Origin of the sequence: Collinsella phocaeensis (assembly GCF_900119895.1) — a bacterium.
In the GTDB taxonomy this organism is placed as follows: Bacteria; Actinomycetota; Coriobacteriia; order Coriobacteriales; family Coriobacteriaceae; genus Collinsella; species Collinsella phocaeensis.
Window position 1 is genome coordinate 1,360,709 of record NZ_FQLR01000004.1, and the last position, 16,524, is coordinate 1,377,232.

16 protein-coding genes are annotated in these 16,524 nt (G+C 66.8%); 5 read left to right on the plus strand and 11 right to left on the minus strand.

Translation table 11 applies throughout. The features are described from left to right. Positions 1–70: 70 nt before the first annotated feature. The 4 genes from BQ7355_RS07905 (at position 71) to BQ7355_RS07920 (ending at position 3,975) form a co-directional block, all read left to right on the plus strand. Positions 71–616, plus strand: coding sequence for a DJ-1 family glyoxalase III (locus BQ7355_RS07905; RefSeq protein ID WP_072415692.1), 546 nt, complete (start codon positions 71–73; stop codon positions 614–616). A gap of 150 nt (positions 617–766) precedes the next feature. Beyond that, the gene (locus tag BQ7355_RS07910; protein ID WP_072415693.1) at positions 767–1,312 is read left to right on the plus strand and encodes a Maf family protein; all 546 of its coding nucleotides are present in this window, start codon (positions 767–769) and stop codon (positions 1,310–1,312) included. A 9-nt stretch (positions 1,313–1,321) separates the two neighbouring features. Then, the gene (locus tag BQ7355_RS07915; RefSeq protein WP_072415694.1) at positions 1,322–2,329 is read left to right on the plus strand and encodes a P1 family peptidase; all 1,008 of its coding nucleotides are present in this window, start codon (positions 1,322–1,324) and stop codon (positions 2,327–2,329) included. 167 nt (positions 2,330–2,496) lie between these two features. After that, the gene (locus tag BQ7355_RS07920; protein ID WP_072415695.1) at positions 2,497–3,975 is read left to right on the plus strand and encodes a basic amino acid/polyamine antiporter; all 1,479 of its coding nucleotides are present in this window, start codon (positions 2,497–2,499) and stop codon (positions 3,973–3,975) included. Between the two features lie 240 nt (positions 3,976–4,215). Here BQ7355_RS07920 and BQ7355_RS07925 read toward each other — a convergent pair whose 3' ends face one another. Next, positions 4,216–5,265 (minus strand): glycosyltransferase family 2 protein, encoded by a 1,050-nt coding sequence (locus tag BQ7355_RS07925; RefSeq protein WP_072415696.1) that lies wholly within the window; start codon positions 5,263–5,265, stop codon positions 4,216–4,218. Beyond that, positions 5,258–6,460: a UDP-galactopyranose mutase gene (gene glf, locus BQ7355_RS07930; RefSeq protein ID WP_072415697.1), complete on the minus strand. Its 1,203-nt coding sequence runs from the start codon at positions 6,458–6,460 to the stop codon at positions 5,258–5,260. The genes BQ7355_RS07925 and glf overlap by 8 nt, the downstream gene beginning before the upstream one ends. Positions 6,461–6,609: 149 nt before the next feature. On the opposite strand from glf, the gene pta reads away from it, so the two are divergent. Then, positions 6,610–7,590, plus strand: coding sequence for a phosphate acetyltransferase (gene pta, locus BQ7355_RS07935; RefSeq protein WP_072415698.1), 981 nt, complete (start codon positions 6,610–6,612; stop codon positions 7,588–7,590). A gap of 161 nt (positions 7,591–7,751) precedes the next feature. Here the strand turns inward: pta and BQ7355_RS07940 are convergent, their stop codons facing one another. The 9 genes from BQ7355_RS07940 to BQ7355_RS07980 all read right to left on the minus strand — a co-directional run bounded on the left by BQ7355_RS07940 (position 7,752) and on the right by BQ7355_RS07980 (position 16,496). Further along, positions 7,752–8,540 carry an HAD hydrolase family protein gene (locus BQ7355_RS07940; RefSeq protein WP_072415699.1) on the minus strand — a complete coding sequence of 263 codons (789 nt, stop codon included), beginning with the start codon at positions 8,538–8,540 and terminating at the stop codon, positions 7,752–7,754. A 61-nt stretch (positions 8,541–8,601) separates the two neighbouring features. After that, entirely contained in the window at positions 8,602–9,378 is a 777-nt protein-coding gene (locus tag BQ7355_RS07945) for an ECF transporter S component (RefSeq protein WP_083581663.1), read from the minus strand. Continuing rightward, positions 9,375–11,054 (minus strand): ABC transporter ATP-binding protein, encoded by a 1,680-nt coding sequence (locus tag BQ7355_RS07950; protein WP_072415700.1) that lies wholly within the window; start codon positions 11,052–11,054, stop codon positions 9,375–9,377. Before BQ7355_RS07950 ends, BQ7355_RS07945 begins: the two co-directional genes overlap by 4 nt. Continuing rightward, positions 11,027–11,914: an energy-coupling factor transporter transmembrane component T gene (locus tag BQ7355_RS07955; protein ID WP_072415701.1), complete on the minus strand. Its 888-nt coding sequence runs from the start codon at positions 11,912–11,914 to the stop codon at positions 11,027–11,029. Before BQ7355_RS07955 ends, BQ7355_RS07950 begins: the two co-directional genes overlap by 28 nt. Before the next feature lie 234 nt (positions 11,915–12,148). Next, positions 12,149–13,315, minus strand: a complete 1,167-nt coding sequence (locus tag BQ7355_RS07960) for an acetate/propionate family kinase (protein WP_072415702.1) — start codon at positions 13,313–13,315, stop codon at positions 12,149–12,151. Between the two features lie 213 nt (positions 13,316–13,528). Next, positions 13,529–13,864 carry a histidine triad nucleotide-binding protein gene (locus tag BQ7355_RS07965; RefSeq protein ID WP_072415703.1) on the minus strand — a complete coding sequence of 112 codons (336 nt, stop codon included), beginning with the start codon at positions 13,862–13,864 and terminating at the stop codon, positions 13,529–13,531. Positions 13,865–13,935: 71 nt separating this feature from the next. Then, on the minus strand, positions 13,936–14,202 hold the full coding sequence (xseB, locus tag BQ7355_RS07970; protein ID WP_072415704.1) for an exodeoxyribonuclease VII small subunit: 267 nt from the start codon (positions 14,200–14,202) through the stop codon (positions 13,936–13,938). Between the two features lie 41 nt (positions 14,203–14,243). Next, positions 14,244–15,686, minus strand: a complete 1,443-nt coding sequence (gene xseA / locus BQ7355_RS07975; protein WP_072415705.1) for an exodeoxyribonuclease VII large subunit — start codon at positions 15,684–15,686, stop codon at positions 14,244–14,246. 105 nt (positions 15,687–15,791) lie between these two features. Next, entirely contained in the window at positions 15,792–16,496 is a 705-nt protein-coding gene (locus BQ7355_RS07980; protein WP_072415706.1) for a zinc metallopeptidase, read from the minus strand. Between the last annotated feature and the right edge of the window lie 28 nt (positions 16,497–16,524).

Genomic DNA, 16,524 nt, shown 5'->3' on the forward strand with positions numbered 1-16,524 from the left:
TAGCCTGAATCCGCGGACCGAGGCGGGGTATAAGCGCTACGACATATACCACCATATGAAAGGGACCGCCATGCCCAGTGTCGCCGTACTCGTAGCCGACGGCTTCGAGACCATCGAATGCCTGACCGTCGTAGACATCCTCCGCCGAGGCGGCGTACGCGCCACGCTCGTCTCCGTGATGGCTACGCGCGACGTGGTCAGCGCCCAGCAGGTCTCGCTCACCTGCGACTACACCTTCGATGAGATCGACTTCGACGATTTCGAATACGTCGTGCTCCCCGGCGGGCTCCCCGGCACCACCAACCTGCGCCACGACGAGCGCGTCTGCGACGTGGTCCGCGCCTTCGCCGCGAAGCGCCATGTCGCCGCGATCTGCGCCGCGCCCTCCATCCTCGGCGAGCTCGGCTTGCTCGAGGGGCGGCGCGCCACCTGCTTCCCCGGGTTCGAGGAAGCGTTCCCCAAGGGCTCTTACGCCGGGGAGAAGACCGTCGTCGTGGACGGCAACATCATCACCGCCTCCGCCATGGGCCAGGCGCTGCCGTTCGCCCTCGCCATCCTGAACGACATCGCGGGCGAGGTCGCCGTCGCGAAGGTCCGCGAGGGAATTCAGCTCTAGGGCCATTCCCCGCCACGGGCCCGCCCCGTCCCAGAGCGCCCGTCGCTCGAGCCGCACGGCTTTGGGCGGCGGGCGCCCTCGCGCATGGTCGACCCCGGCCCGACCACCTCGACATCACCCCCTGCCCCACCGACCCATAAGGAACGAACCGTGATACTCGCCTCGCAATCCCCCCGACGCATCGAGCTCATGCGCGATGCCGGCTACGACATCACCGTGCGCCCCGCCGACATCGACGAGTCGCCGCATCCCGATGAGGCGCCCTTCGCGCTCGTCGAGCGCCTTGCGCGGATGAAGGCCGCCGCCGCGCACGCCGCCGCCGGCGGCGACACCGTCGTCGCTGCCGACACCGTCGTCGTGTTGGATGACGCGATCTTGGGCAAACCCGCCGACGAGATGGACGCCCGGCGCATGCTCCGGGCCCTCTCGGGCAGGACGCACCAGGTGGCCACGGGCGTCTGCATCATGCGCGGCGACTCCATCTCGTCCTTCGTCGAGGTGACCGACGTCACGTTCTACGAGCTCGCTGACGAGGAGATCGCCGCGTACGTCGCAAGCGGGGAGCCCATGGACAAGGCCGGCGCATACGGAATCCAGGGATCGCGCGGGCGCATGCTCGTGAAGCGCATCGACGGCGACTTCTACAACGTCGTGGGTCTTCCCATAGCACGCCTCGTCCGCGCACTCGAGCACTAAGGAGCAACCATGTCCGCATTCGACCCCATCCCCCTCACCTCGATTCCCGGATTCCGATTCGGCCACTACACCGATCAAGACGGCGGGACCGGCTGCACCGCCATCGTCGCGCCCACGGGCGCAGTCGGAGGCGTCGACGTGCGCGGGGCCGCGCCGGCTTCGCGCGAGACCGACCTGCTTCGCCCCGAGAACACCGTCGATGAGGTGCATGCCGTCATCCTCTCCGGCGGGTCCGCCTTCGGCCTCGAGGCGGCGAGCGGGGCGGCCCGCGAGCTCGAGGAGCACGGCATCGGCCTGGACGTCGGCGTCGCCCGGGTCCCCATCGTGTGCTCGAGCTGCCTGTTCGACCTCGCGTTCGGCCGTGCCGACGTCCGCCCGTCGAGCGTCGCAGGCATCCTCGCGGTACGCGACGCGCTTTCCCGCGAACCCGGCGCGGCCCTTGACGAGGGCAACGTCGGAGCAGGGACGGGCGCGACGGTCGGCAAGCTCAACGGACCGGACTGTTGCATGAAATCCGGTCTCGGGGCGCGCGCCTTCCGCCTCGGGCCCCTCATGGTCGGCGCCATCTCCGCGGTCAACGCCGTGGGCAACGTCATCGACCCCGCGACGCAGGAGCCAGTCGCCGGCATGCGCGCGACAGCCGACGGCACGACGATCGTCGACATGGAGGACGCCATGCTCGCCGCCGCCGAGCAGGTCACGATGCCGCTCGACCGGACGAACACCACCATTTCGTGCATCGTCACCAACACATGCCTCACCAAGGCGCAGGCGACCAAGGTCGCCCAGATGGCGGCCGACGCCTACGCGCACACCATCCGCCCGACGCACACCTCCAACGACGGGGACACCATCTACGTGCTCGCGAGCGGGCATCTTGGCGCCGAGGAGTCCTCCTCGCTCCCCATCGACCTGATCGGCCTCGCGGCGACGCGCGCGCTCGAGGCGGCCATCGTCGCAGGGTGCACCGAGTCCGAAGGCGCAGGCGGCCTGCCCGCCCATCGCGACCTCGCATAGCGCTCCCCGCGCGGGCACGCATGCCGCCCCTCGAACCGTTAGCGGGAGCGAGCGGGCCGAACGGGACCGTTCACGCTACACTTCATAGAAGGACCCATCGCGCCGCGACCGCCCCAGGCGGGCGCGGCGCTTCCTTCCCGATCGATTCCGTCCGACGAGGAGCATCTATGGCCGAAACGAAGCACGATTCCGCACCCGATGCGTCCCACCCGCACCGCGGCATCAGCCTCATGGGGCTTATCGCGCTCGTGATCAGCTCCGCCATCGGCTCGGGCGTCTTCGCCCTCTCGTCCGATATCGCGACCGCCGCCGCGCCCGGCCCCGCGCTCATCGCGTGGCTTATCACGGGCATCGGGTTCATGGGCCTCGCCACGACGCTCGGCCGGCTCTCCATCGTCGCCCCGGATATCGACGGCGTCGTCGGATATGCCCGCGCGGGGTTCGGACGCTTCGTGGGCTTCGTGTCGGGCTGGGGCTACTGGCTCTCGATCTGGATCGGCAACGTCGCCTTCGGCGTCATGCTCGTCAGCGCGATCGGCTACTTCGTCCCGGCGCTCTCCGGCCAGCTCGAGGTTCCGGGGCTCGTGCTTATATCCTGCGTCAACTGGCTCATGGTGCTACTCGTGAACCGCGGCGTCGAGGAGGCGAGCTTCCTCAACGCCATCGTCATGGTGTGCAAGCTCGTTCCCATCTGCGCGTTCATCGTCGCCATGCTCTTCGTGTTCAGCTTCGACGTGTTCACGGCGGATTTCTGGGGGACCCTCGCGGCGAACATGACGGCGGACCCCGGCACCGGTTCTGCACCGAGTCAAATCGTCTCCTGCCTCATGGTCATGATGTGGACCTTCGTGGGCATGGAGGGGGCGAGCGTGTTGGGACATCGAGCCGAGCGCAAGTCCGATGTGAGCCGCGCCACCATACTCGGCTGCACGGCGCTCGTCGTGATCTACGTCGCCGCGTCCATCCTCCCCTACGGCTACCTGCCCCGCGAGGAGCTCGCGCAGATCGGGTCGCCCTCCATGCCCTACATCTTCGAGCGCGTCATGGGCCCCTGGGGCGGAACCTTCATCTCGGCAGGCCTCATCGTCTCCGTGCTCGGAGCTTGGCTCTCGTTCACCATCCTCGCCGCGGAGGCGATGTGCGGCATGGCCCAGATGCGCCTGCTTCCACGCCGCTTCGCCCGCCTCAACACCTACAGCGCACCCACGGCCTGCCTCTTCACGACCGGCCTCATGATTCAAGCGCTTGCCATCCTCATGCTGTTTTCGCAGGAGGCCTACAGGTTCGCCTACTCGCTGTGCACCGCATCGATCGCCATCAGCTGGATACTCGCCGCGGCGTACATGGTCAAGCTCGGCTTGAGCAAGACCGGACGGACCGCGATGGGAATCACGCCCGTCGACATCGGGCTTGCGCTGTTCGCGGTCGCATTCCTGACGATCGCGGTGCTCGTCGCGGGCATGGAGCTGCTCATGCTCTGCTGCATCGCGTATGTGCCGGGCATCGTCTTCTACCTTATGGCCTCCCGAGAGCAGGGTGAGCGGGCCCTCTCCCCTATCGAGCGCCTGTTTGCAGCCGCGATCGTCGTCATCGCAATCGTCACGATCGTGCTCGTGGTCAAAGACCCGACACTCATCTCAGGGTAGCAGGCCCAGCCAACATGGAAGCCCGCCCCGCTTCGTCCCATGACTTCAAGCGCGCGTCGGCTCGTGCGCCGGAGGGGTACGCCCCTTCCGGCGCGCACGGGCGCGAGCGCCGCTTTCCCTCGCACGGCATCAAACGCATATCGCCGGGCACCCCGATCGGGGAACCCGGCGATACTGCCGTCCGCACGGCCGAGCATGCCGCAGGGGCGCATCCCTTATGGCGCACGCGCAAGCTGCGGCCTAGTTGAACTTGAAGATCTTGCTCGCCAGGCGATACAGGCCGATCGTCGTCTTCTCGCCTGCACGCGAGGGGAGATTGGTGAACAGGCCGATGACGCCGTAGCGGGCATGGCGGTACATGCGCTCGTCGTACTCCTTGAGCTCGCTCCACAAGTCGGTAAGCCAGCCGTCGGCCTCGGGGTCGTCAGAGAGCTTGGAGAATACCGAGCAGATCGCGAGCATCATCGCGAAATACCCCTCCATGTACGAGCGGAGACGGGCGCTCTCGACGTCGCGATGCAGATGGTACGCGTTCATCATGATCCGCGTGATGCGGAACTGCTGGTCGAGACGCTTGACCATCGTCGCCTCGTTGACGCTCTGCCCCTCGCGCCCGATGAAGTACCGGTACAGATCGATGTCGGCATAGTACAGCGTGCGGCACAGCGGCAGCGGAACGTACGCGTAGATGTTATCGACGTAGAAGGTGTGCGGAGGCATCGGGAGGTTCGCCTCGCGCAGCACTTCCGTGCGGTAGCACAGGCTGTGCATGAGGAGGTTCTGGTCCGGGCGGAAGTGCCCGATGTCGTCCCAGCCGAACACCTTCTTTCGGGGAAGGACGGTACGGTAGCTGACCACGTTGCGCTTTCCCTCGTGGACCTTCTCGTACACGTAGTTCGAGATGAACAGGTCCACGCGGCAGTCCCGCTCCTCGAATCCGCGCAGGATGGAGAGCATCGCGGAAAGCGCGGCGCCATCGAGCCAGTCATCGGAGTCGACGACCTTGTAATACGTTCCGCGCGCCTCGCGCAGCCCGGAGAGCACGGCGATGCCGTGCCCGCCGTTCTCCTGATGCACGGCGCGGACGATGCCCGGGTAAGACGCCTCCCACTCATCGGCCTTGGCGGCGGTGCCGTCGCTGCTGCCGTCATCGACGATGACGACCTCGATGTCGGGTGCGAACGATGAGCCCTCCAAGATAGAGAGGACGCACCGATCAAGATCCTTCTCGGCGTTGTACGACGGGATGCCGAACGTGATGACCTTATGCTGCTCGCTCGGGTTACGCATGGCAGGCAATGATCTCGTCCGAGAGGTTGAGGGCGGAGTCGGTCACCGCGTCCATATCGTAGTAGCGGTACTCGGCGAGGCGCCCGACCGGATGGAAGTTGGTGAGGTTCACGACGCGCTCGAGATAGCGCTCGTACAGGGCGCGGTTCTCGGGCTCGAGGATCGCATAGTACGGGGTCTGGCCGCTGCCGGGCTCGAAGGCGTGGCTGTACTCCTTCATGATGACCGTCTTGCCGGGCACCACCTGGCCGGTCATGTTCTTGAACTCGGTGATGCGCGTGAAGTCCTCGCTCGTGGTGTAGTTCACGGTGCCGACGGGCTGGAAGCGGTCCATGTCGAGCGTCTCGAAAACCATGTCGAGCGTGCGGTACGGCAGGGCGCCGAGATCGAGGCCGAACAGCTCGTCGAGCGGGCCGGTGTAGACGATCTCGCCGCCGTAGACCTTGCCGCAGACGCGGACGTTGGTGGCGTCGATGTCGAAGATGTCGCGGGCGTCGACATCGCAGAACACGTCGATAAGATCGTGGTCGAGCATGCGCTCGAACAGCGCGGTGTACCCGTCCTTGGGCATGCCCTGATACGGCGCCTGCGGGAAGTAGCGGTCGTCGTCGCCGATGAAGATGGGTACGCGGCCGGTGATCGACGGGTCGATCTGGTCGGGCGTCTGGCCCCACTGCTTCATCGTGTAGTGGAGGAAGACGTTCTCGTAGACGTAGTCGGCGATCTCGGTAAGCTCGGGGTCGTTCTTGGCGCGAAGCTCGAGGATGGGCACCTTCACGTTCTCGCCGAAGGTCCCCACGAGCTTGCGGTACAGCTCCTCGCCGCGCTCGTCGCCGAACGCGAGCTTCAGGCTCTGGTGGTTGAAGGGGACGGGCATGAGCGTGCCGTGAATGTTGGCAAGCACCTTGTGCTGGTAATCGGTCCACTCGGTGAAGCGAGACAGGAAGCTGTGCACGCGCTCGCTGAAGGTGTGGTAGATGTGCGGGCCGTACTCATGGATGAGGATGCCGTCCGCATCAAAGCGATCGTAGGCGTTGCCCGCGATGTGCGGGCGGCGCTCCAGAACGGCAACGCGGAACCCGGAGGTCTCGGCCAGGCGGCGGGCGCAGACGGCGCCGGCGTAGCCGGCTCCGACGACGATCATGTCGTACGAATCGGGATTGAAGGTCTCGGGAAGACCAGACGTGATCTGCATCACAACTCCTCGGGGTCCACGTGCCCCTCGGGACAAGAGAGACACAAAATGTGCCTACGGATTATAGCGCCGAAATCCTATAATGAACGACGCAACACAAGGAAAGCTCAACACGCAGGCGCGCGAGGGGCTGCTATCAAAGGAGAAGCATGAGCGATTTCCTGAACCGCATGAAGGCTGCCGCCAAGGCTGACAAGAAGACCATCGTCCTGCCCGAGGGCGAGGATCCCCGCACCATCGAGGCCGCCAGGAAGATCGTCGAGGAGGACCTCGCCAACCTGATCATCCTGGGCGACCCCGCCGCGATCGACGTCCCCGGCGCCACCGTGCTCGACCCCCGCACCGCCGAGAAGCACGACGAGTACGCCGCCAAGTTCGCCGAGCTCCGCGCCAAGAAGGGCGTGACCCTGCCCGAGGCCATGGAGCAGATGAACGACGCCACCTACTTCGGCACCATGATGGTCAAGATGGGCGACGCCGACGGCCTCGTGTCCGGCGCCTGCCACTCCACCGCCAACACGCTGCGCCCCGCCCTGCAGATCCTGAAGACCGCCCCGGGCACCAAGCTCGTCTCCGCGTTCTTCATCATGTGCACCAAGACGCCCGAGTACGGCGCCGACGGCACCCTGCTGTTCGCCGACTGCGGCCTGAACATCAACCCGACCGCCGAGGAGCTCTCCGAGATCGCGCTGGCCTCCGCCGAGAGCTGGAAGGCCTTCATGGGCGACATCGAGCCCAAGGTCGCCATGCTCTCCTTCTCCACCATGGGCTCCGCCAAGGGCGACGTCCCCACGAAGGTCCAGCAGGCCACCGAGCTCGCCAACGAGAAGAATCCCGAGCTCGCCCTCGACGGCGACCTGCAGCTCGACGCCGCACTCGTGCAGTCCGTCGCCGACCTCAAGGCTCCGGCCTCCAAGGTCGCCGGCTCCGCCAACGTCCTCGTCTTCCCCGACCTGGAGAGCGGCAACATCGGCTACAAGCTCGTCCAGCGCTTCGGCGGCGCCGAGGCCTACGGCCCGATCCTCCAGGGCATCGCCCGTCCGGTGAACGACCTCTCCCGCGGCTGCTCCGCCGACGACATCGTGGGCGTCGTGGCCATCACCGCCGTCCAGGCCCAGATGGCCGAATAGCCCGCAGGACGCCTGCCCGGTCCTTCAGGCACGGACCTTATGCGACGAGGCCCCCGGCGCTGCGCCGGGGGCCTCGTCGCGTTTTCGAAGCGAAGCGAGGCGGTGCGGTCCTCACGCACCGCGTATCGAACCCGAGAGAGCGCTTCACGCGTCCCCGAGGCCTACAGCGCCTGCATCTCGCGAAGAACGGCGAACTCGTCGTTGGTAAAGGGACTCACCCGGTCGGCGACGGCCTTGAGCTCGTCGATGGCGTTGCGCACCGCCACGCCGCACCCCGCCTCGACGACCATCTCGTAGTCGTTCATGTGATCGCCGATCGCCATGACCTCATCCATGCCGATACCCATATCGCGCGCGAGGATCGAAAGGCCGCGCGCCTTGTTCATGCCGTCCAGGCAGCAGTCGATCGTCCACGGAGAGGTCTGGACGAAGCCGACATCCTGCGCGAGCTCCGCGGCGCGCGCCTCGAGGGGGCCGAGGCACGCCTCGATGCCCTGAGGCTTGAAGAACGAGACCTTGATGACGTCCTCCGACAGGTCAGGCTCGTCCAAAAGGTCGGTCGGGCCGTACTCCGAGGCGGCGATCGGATGCCAAGCCTCCGGACGCGCGAGGGCGAAGCCGCGGGAGGGCGTGAAGAACACGGGCACCATGCCGCCGCACGCCTCTGCGAACCCGCTCAAGGCGAGCACCGTCTCCGGGCTGAACACGGAGCGAGCGAGCACGCGGCCGTCGCGAACGATCTCGTGCCCATTGCACGCCACGCAGGACATGATGTCGGCGACCGGGGCGAACATCTCGCCCACGGTGCCCGAGAAGCGACCCGTCGCCGCGGCGCAGGATACACCTGCCGCACGCAGGCGGCGCATCTCGTCGAACAGCCCGTCAGGAAGGCGTTTATCCGAGGTGAGGACGGTTCCGTCCATATCGAACGCGACGAGTTTCACGGACATGCGAGAGCTCCCTTCGAGCGCGGCCAGACACGAGAACCCATCATAGCAGCTGCACGGGAGCTTACGAGCCCAGCCCGTATTTCGCCTTCAGGCGATCCAGCTTGGCGAGCATGGGATCGGCGAGCACGAACAGAAAGAAGGCGGACGCCGCGGCGTGCACAGCGTCGAAGGGAATCGCGGTGACGCACATGGCGAAGAAGGTCTCGAAGGTGAGCGGCATCCCGGAATACAGGACGCTCCCCATGTTGACCGTGCCGCCATACAGGAGAAAGGTCGCCAAGGCGCCGAACGCGCACAGCGCGCCCCGCGATCGGGGAAGGCGCCCCGGCGCGAACAGCACGCCGAAGCAAAGTCCCACGACGCCGAAGCCCGTCATCTGCCAGGGAGTATAGGGGCCCTGGCCGAACAGGAAGTTGGACACGAACCCCGCTATGGCCCCCACCAGGAAACCGGTTTGCCCCCCGAAGGCGACGCCGGAGATGGCCACGATGGCGCAGACCGGCTTGAACTGAGGGACGAAGAAGAACGCCGCGCGCCCCGCCACCGCGAGGGCGGAGAGGGTCGCGACCGTCACGATCTCGCGCGCCTGCGGTTTTCTGCGCTCGAACGACGCAAAGAAGGACAGCAGGGCGAGCCCCAAGACCGCCAACGAGACCAGGTAGTGAAGGCGCAGTTCGACAGCGCGGCCGAGCAGGTCGAAGACGAGGGAGCCCGCGCCCGCTGAACCGGCGGCCACGAGCACCGCTGCGATCGCGACGAGGCTTGCGAGGGATACCGCGACGCGACGCGACGCCTGATGGGCGTGCCGACGCGCATCCCGCTCCGTCGGCGCGCTCATCGTGGCCCCCCGCACAACTCGACCAGGTCCTCCTCAACCACGACGTCGGGGCGAACGGCCCGCCCGATGCGGTTGGCGACCGTGGTGTAGAAACTATTGCCGGCGAAGAACTCCCGCGCGGGGGCCGTGGATACCACGCTTCCGCGGAACAGCAGCGAGCAGGTATCCGCATGGCTCGCGCAGAACTCGACGTCGTGAGAGACCATCACGATAGTCATGCCGTCAGCGCGAACGCGCTCGAGCACGCGCGCAAGGCGCTCCTTGAAGGCGGCGTCGAGCCCCTTGGTGGGCTCGTCGAGCAGCAACACGCGCGGACGCAGCAGCAAGACCTTGGCCATGCCGGCACGCTGCCGCTCCCCTCCCGACAGATCGAAGGGATGCCGATCGAGCAGGTGAGCGATCTCGACCTGCTCGGCGACCCGCTCGATGAGGGCATGCGCCTTTGGAGTCGCGCCCGCGACGTCCTCCAGGTCCGCACGTACCGTGTCGTGGACGAACAGCGCCTGCGGATCCTGGGGAAGGACGCCGAGCAATCCGGAAAAGAGCTCTTTCGCGGGAATGCGCCGCATGTCGCGACCGAACAGGCGCACGCTCCCGCGATACGGGGCATACGCGCGCGACATGATGCCGAGCGCCGTGCTCTTGCCCGCTCCGTTGCCTCCCAGAATGCAGTGCCAGCTGCCCTTCGTGACATGGAGCGCGAGGTCGCGCAGCGCGTCCTCGCCGTCGCGCGCATAGCGAAACCATACATCCCGCAGCTCAAGGGCGCTTTCGACGGAATCGCGCTTTCGCGCGCCAACGTCCACCGGGCTCGACGTCGGCGCGACCGCGCCTTCCGCCGCGCGGGCAGCAAGGTACGTGCGCCCCTCCCGAACCGTGAGGGGAATGGGGATCTCGCCCGCAGACGCGCCCTCGACCTCGAGGTATGCGCGCGCGGGGGTGGGCATAGCGCGGCGCATGGGATGCCGGGCCGCCTCGAGATGCGCGCAGACGGAACGCGGTTCGCCCTCGGCGACGATGCGGCCGCAATCCAGCACGACCACGCCGTCGGCGATCGGCAAGGTCTCCTCCAGGCGATGCTCGGACAGAATGACCGTGGTGCCCAAGTCGCGGTTGACCGCACGCAGCGTGGAGAGGAACTCCCGCGCCGCCAAGGGGTCGAGCTGCGCCGTCGGCTCGTCGAGCACGAGCGCCCGGGGCTGCATAGCCATCACGGAGGCCAGATTGAGCAGCTGCTTCTGACCGCCGGACAGCTCGCAGACGGGTCGTTCGAACCAATGCTGGATGCCGAAATAGCTCGCCATCTCAGCCACGCGCAGCCGGATGACCTCACTTGCCAGCCCCAGGTTCTCCAACCCGAAGGCAAGCTCGTGCCATACCTTGTCGCATACGATCTGGGTATCCGGGTCCTGCAGCACGAACCCCACGCGCGACGCCTGCTCGCGACCGGTCAGCTCTCCGATCGGCGTGCCGTCGAGCACGATGGACCCCGTGCGGTCGCCGTGGGGCGACAGCACGGGCTTGAGGTGACGCAGCAGCGTCGTCTTGCCGCACCCCGATGGGCCGCAGACCACCAAGAACGCTCCATCCTCGATCGTCAGGGACACATCTTCCAAAGCGGGAACCGCAGCCCCCGGATAGCGAAACGTCAGATGCGCGATATCGAACGCGCCCATACGCGACCCTCCCATACCTCATACGCCGCCGGCAGCAGGCAGATGACCCCAAACGCGACGTATGCCAGCGGACTGGCGACCGGCACGTACGCAACCGAGACGCGCGGGAAGAACGACATGCCCGCGCTCCCCTGCAGGCAGGAGCCCAGAAACACCGCCGAGCAGAGGAGCAGCACGACGGCGACGGCCCCGTCGCGGCGCGTGAAGCGCACGGGGCGAAATGACGAGCGTCCCTCGAGCCCGTAACCGCGAGCGCGCATGGAGTCAGCCGTTTCGATAGAGCCCTCGAGCGTCCACGTGGTCACCGAGGACAGAATCGCCATCCCGTGGCGAGCGCGGTGGACGGCACCCCCGGAAGAAGCGTCCCGCCCCAGGGTGCGCTGAGCGCACGCGACGGAACGCACATGAGCCTTGATGCGCGGAACGAGCCTCAGCACCATGGAGAAGACGAGCGAGGTCGCAGGGGCGATGCGCCCGAACAGCATCGTGAGCTTGTCGGAGGTCATCACCGCGTTCACACAGGAGAACCAGATGACCACCGTCGTGAACATCATGGCCGAGGAGCACCCGTACAGAAGCGCCTCCAAGGTGACGGGACGCATCCCCAGCATGAACAGAACGGTCGACCCTCCGGGATTCACCAGCGGATTGACAAGCGCGAACAAGCCCAGGACGGGAAGACCGACCGCAATGTTGAACCGCCGCGCCCGAGCACCCGACAGGCGGAAGGAGTACAGGGACGCGCCGGTCAGCGCGATGCCCTGAAACACGGGGTGAAGGATGAACATCGAGGAAAAGACCACGATGAAGAACTGGGCGAACAGGACCGCTGGATGAAGCGATGAGAACGATCCTCTCACGGGTATGCCCCCTCCTTGACATGCCGGCGGCCCCCAACCGAGATAGCCGCATCGATCCCCGACGGGCGCTTCGCGCGGCCGGCGGCGAAGCCGAGGGGCGCGGATCGCGCGCTCCCTCAACGCGGGACAACGCAAAAGGGCCCCGCGGGCGCATGCCCGCAGGGCCCTCGCGATGCACAGTAGACCTTGTTGGGGCACGAAGGTCAAGCGCAACGCGAAAAGACGCGCGAAAACCTAGCCGAGCAGAGCCTCGACGTCGAGCGCGATCATGAGCTCCTCGTTGGTGGGAACCACGAGGACGCGGATCTTCGAATCCGGGGTGGAGATGACGCGCGGCTCGTCGGAGCGGATCTTGTTGAGCTCGGGGTCGATCTTCACGCCCATCCAACCAAGGCGCTCGGCGACGCCGGCGCGCATGGTGACGGAGTTCTCGCCGATACCGGCGGTGAAGACCATGGTGTCAACGCCCTCCATGGAAGCGGCCATCTCGGCGAACAGCTGGGAGGTGCGGTAGTAGAACATCTCCATGGCCATGGCGCACTTCTCGTCGCCCTCGTTCATGCCCTCCTCGATATCACGGGAGTCAGACGACTTGGCGGAAACGGCGAGCAGACCGGACTGCTTGTTCATCATGGTGTCGATCTCGTCGATGCTCATGTCGGCGACGCGGTTGAGATAGAAAACGGTCGCCGGGTCGACGGTACCGCAACGGGTGCCCATGATGAGGCCGTCGAGCGGGGTGAGGCCCATGGTGGTGTCCATGCACTTGCCGTCCTCGATGGCGCAAAGCGACGCGCCGGAACCGAGGTGGCAGCTCACGACCTTGTGGGCCTCGCCGCCGAGGAACTCGTTGACCGTGCGCCAGATGAAACGGTGGCTGGTGCCGTGGGCGCCGTACTTGCGGACATGGTACTTCTCGACGACGTCACGCGGGATGGCATAGCGCCATGCGTGCTCGGGCATGTTGTAGTGGAACGCCGTGTCGGGGACGATCACGTTGCCGAGCTCCGGGAACATGTCGCGGCAGATCTCGATGACGTCGGCCTCGGCGTAGTTGTGCAGCGGTGCGAGCGGGGCGACCTCACGGACCCAACCGAGGGTCTCGTCGGTGACCACGGCGGACTCGGGGAAGTACCAGCCGCCCTGGACGACACGGTGACCGATGCCCTCGATGGGCTGGTCGACGGACTTGAGGATCTCGAAGACGTGGCTGATGGCCGTCTTGTGGTCAGGAAGCGCGACTTCGAGCTTGCCCTTGACGCCCATCTCCTCGTGGCCGATGAAGGAACCGTCGATGCCGATGCGCTCGCAGTTGCCCTTGGCAAAGACCTCACGGGTATCGGTGTTGAGCAGCTGATACTTGAGGCTGGAGCTACCTGCGTTGACAACAAGTACGTTCATGGATCTCCCATCTTGATACGGATGGTCCCGCGCCGCGCGGAACCGAAACGGTTAAATAATACGCCTTCTTTCGAATTTGTGAGAAAAACACTCCCCGCACACCCGAAGGGCGCGTAGGGGCAGCACGGATGCTGCGCGGGCGTCGATAGACGGGCATCGGGGCCGCATGGCGAGTGCATGCCGCACCCGAACGGGTGCCGGGGCACGCCGGCGCTACACCAGGTTCTCGCCGAGCTCCTTGCCGCCGAGCACATGCATATGGACATGCATAACGGTCTGGCCGGCGCCTGCGCCGGTGTTCGCGATCACGCGGAACCCGTCGTCAAGGCCCTTGGCGCGGGCGACCTCGCCGACCGCGTGGACCATGGCGGCGAGCGTCCCGGCGGGAACGCCGTCGACGATGTTGTCGTAATGCGCCTTGGGAATGACGAGCGTGTGAACGGGCGCCTGGGGGTTGAGGTCGTCGAACGCGATCACGAGGTCGTCCTCGTACACGACGCTCGACGGAATCTCGTGCGCGGCGATCTTGCAGAAGATGCAATCGGACATGGCCACTCCTATCTCGTGGATGCGGTACCGCCCCATTGTACGCCGGAGCGCGCGTCGCGGGGAACGAGCCGCTAGAGCCGAAGCTCGTCGCTCGTATCGGCGGCGGAGCCCTCGACGAGCACGTCCGCGCCCTCGTCGTTCTTGACGAGCAGGCTCACCTTCTGCTCGGCGTCCGCGAGGCGGGCACGCAGGCTGGCGAGCAGCTCCACCCCGCGCGTATAGCTGGCGAGAGACTCCTCGAGCTCCATCTCGCCGCTCTCCAGACCGCGGATGATGAGCTCGAGCTCCGTCGAGGCCTCTTTGTACGTGAGCTCGTCGACGTTCTTGTATTCAGCCATGATGGCCTCCTATCCGGGCGGCGGCAGCCGCCCTCTCGTTCTTACAATCGGTCCGCATCCAGACGGACGGAGTCGACGGTCGCCTCGATCGTGCCGTCGGCGACCAAAACGGCGATGCCGTCGCCCGGGTGTACGGCGGCAACGCTGGAAACGACGCCCCGCTCGCCGCGCGCGATGGCGTAGCCGCGGCCGATGACCTTGAGCGGCGAGAGGGCGTCGAGCGCGGCGGCGGCCCCGCCGAGGGACGCCGCGCGCGACTGGACCTGACGTTCGCCGGCGCGTCCGAGCCGCGTACCGGCAAGATCCAGCTCGTGGCGGAAGGATGCGATATGGGACTCCACCGCACGCAGCCGAGGAGCCAGGTTCTCGAACTGAGCGCCCGCGCGCTCGAAGGAGCGTGCGCAGGCGGCATCGAGGCGCTCGGCGCCCTGCTCGAGCTCGAACCGGCGGCGATCCACGAACGAGCGCGGGCCCTGCAGGCAGGGACGCGCGGCGAATGCGTCGAGCGCGAGCGACAACCGCCCCACGTACGCGGACCATGCGCGGACGCAACGCGACGCCGAGGCGTCGAGCGACGCCGAGGCGTCGGCGACGGAGCGCGACATCGCGGCGACCATGCGCTGCTCGCGGGCCGCGGTCACGCTCTCGAGGTCCGCCATCGTGGGCGCGACGGATTCGGCAGCCGCGGTGGGCGTCGAGCAGCGCCGGTCGCTCACCATGTCGCAGATGCTCGTATCGGGTTCATGGCCGATACCGGTGACCACGGGAACCGGGCATGCGGCCACGGCCCGCGCGAGGGCCTCGTCGTTGAACGTCATGAGGTCCTCGAACGAGCCGCCGCCGCGCACCAGCAGGATGCAGTCGGGCCGCTGGGCGGCGGCGCGCTCGAGCGCATCGGCGATCTGGGCCGGAGCGCCCTCGCCCTGGACCTTCGCGTCGACGCACACGAGCTCGACGAGCGGGTTCCGACGCCGGAGGGTGCGCTTCACATCGTCGATCACGGCGCCGGAAAACGAGGTGACCACCGCGACGCGCGTGCAGAACGCGGGGATCTTCCGTTTGCGCTCCGGGTCCATGAGGCCTTCGCGCCTCAGGCGCTCGGCGAGCTGGGCCACCTGCTGGCGCAGCAGGCCCTCCCCCGCCAAGGTGAACGACCTGGCGACGAAGCTCATGCGCCCGGTCGCCTTGTACAGGTTGAAACCGCCGGTGAACTGGACCTGCATGCCGTCGCGCAGCTCGAAGGAGCGCTTGGCGTACGCGCCCTTCCAGATGATGCAGTCCACGGCGCACGAGGCGTCCTTGATCTGGAAATAGCAGTGCCCGCTCTTGGCGTTCGGCCCACGGAAGCCCGTGACCTCGCCCAGGACGGTAAGCTGCGAAATCGAGTCGAGTGCGTCGGCGGCGTACTGGACCGCCTGCGATACGGAGAGCGCACCCCCGTCCGAGCCGCGCGGCGCGCCGCCCGTCAGGCTCCATCCTTCCATCCGTTTCCCCCTTTCTGCAGGGCAATCCGTCGGCCCCATGCTATCTCGGCGTCCGGACACGCACCGCCTCCGCACCTTAAGGGCCGGATGCGGGGCGAAGCGCCGCTACCGCTCGTCGCCGTTCGTCCGGGAAAACAGGTAGAGCAGCTGCATGATGCTCGTGAGGGCCGCGGCGACGTACGTGAGGGCGGCGGCGGTGAGCACCTTGCGCGCACCGCGCACCTGCTTCTCGCTCATTCCGGACGCCTCGATGTAGGCGACTGCGCGGCGGCTCGCGTCGATTTCGACCGGAAGCGTGACGAGCTGGAACACCACCGAGAAAGCGAACAGCGCGATGGCCAGCGCGGTGAGCCCCGAGATGTTCATGAAGACGCCCAGCATGAAGACGATCATCCAGGTGCCCTGGGTGAAGTTGACCACCGGGACGAGCGCCGCGCGCACGCGCATCATCGCGAACCCCTGCGCTCGCTGGACGGCATGGCCCGCCTCATGGCACGCGACGGCCACGCTGGCCACCGATCCGCCCGACATGTTGTCGGAGGAGAGGTGCAGGTTGTTATCGCGCGGATCGTAGTGATCGGTCAAGCGTCCCGCCACGCGCACGATGCCCACCTGGCCGCACCCGTTCGCGTCGAGCATCCGGCGCGCGACGTCGGCGCCGCTGGCGCCGTCCGAGGCCACGCGGGACCATACGCGGTAGGTGCGGTCGATATAGCCCTGGGCCGCGAGGCCGAGGACCGTGGACGCGATGACGAGCAGCAGGTATGCCGGATCGATGCCGAAGCCGTATCCGAAACCGTAGTAGGGCATGGGTCAACCTTTCGAGTCGGTCGGTGCG

Bases quoted from the DNA above. Each gene is read 5' to 3' on its own strand.
- BQ7355_RS07905 (WP_072415692.1), top strand. From the start codon at position 71: ATGCCCAGTGTCGCCGTACTCGTAGCCGACGGCTTCGAGACCATCGAA.
- BQ7355_RS07965 (WP_072415703.1), bottom strand. From the start codon at position 13,864: ATGTCCGATTGCATCTTCTGCAAGATCGCCGCGCACGAGATTCCGTCG.
- BQ7355_RS07920 (WP_072415695.1), top strand. From the start codon at position 2,497: ATGGCCGAAACGAAGCACGATTCCGCACCCGATGCGTCCCACCCGCAC.
- xseB (WP_072415704.1), bottom strand. From the start codon at position 14,202: ATGGCTGAATACAAGAACGTCGACGAGCTCACGTACAAAGAGGCCTCG.
- BQ7355_RS07915 (WP_072415694.1), top strand. From the start codon at position 1,322: ATGTCCGCATTCGACCCCATCCCCCTCACCTCGATTCCCGGATTCCGA.
- BQ7355_RS07980 (WP_072415706.1), bottom strand. From the start codon at position 16,496: ATGCCCTACTACGGTTTCGGATACGGCTTCGGCATCGATCCGGCATAC.
- BQ7355_RS07960 (WP_072415702.1), bottom strand. From the start codon at position 13,315: ATGAACGTACTTGTTGTCAACGCAGGTAGCTCCAGCCTCAAGTATCAG.
- pta (WP_072415698.1), top strand. From the start codon at position 6,610: ATGAGCGATTTCCTGAACCGCATGAAGGCTGCCGCCAAGGCTGACAAG.
- BQ7355_RS07925 (WP_072415696.1), bottom strand. From the start codon at position 5,265: ATGCGTAACCCGAGCGAGCAGCATAAGGTCATCACGTTCGGCATCCCG.
- glf (WP_072415697.1), bottom strand. From the start codon at position 6,460: ATGCAGATCACGTCTGGTCTTCCCGAGACCTTCAATCCCGATTCGTAC.
- BQ7355_RS07940 (WP_072415699.1), bottom strand. From the start codon at position 8,540: ATGTCCGTGAAACTCGTCGCGTTCGATATGGACGGAACCGTCCTCACC.
- BQ7355_RS07950 (WP_072415700.1), bottom strand. From the start codon at position 11,054: ATGGGCGCGTTCGATATCGCGCATCTGACGTTTCGCTATCCGGGGGCT.
- BQ7355_RS07945 (WP_083581663.1), bottom strand. From the start codon at position 9,378: ATGAGCGCGCCGACGGAGCGGGATGCGCGTCGGCACGCCCATCAGGCG.
- xseA (WP_072415705.1), bottom strand. From the start codon at position 15,686: ATGGAAGGATGGAGCCTGACGGGCGGCGCGCCGCGCGGCTCGGACGGG.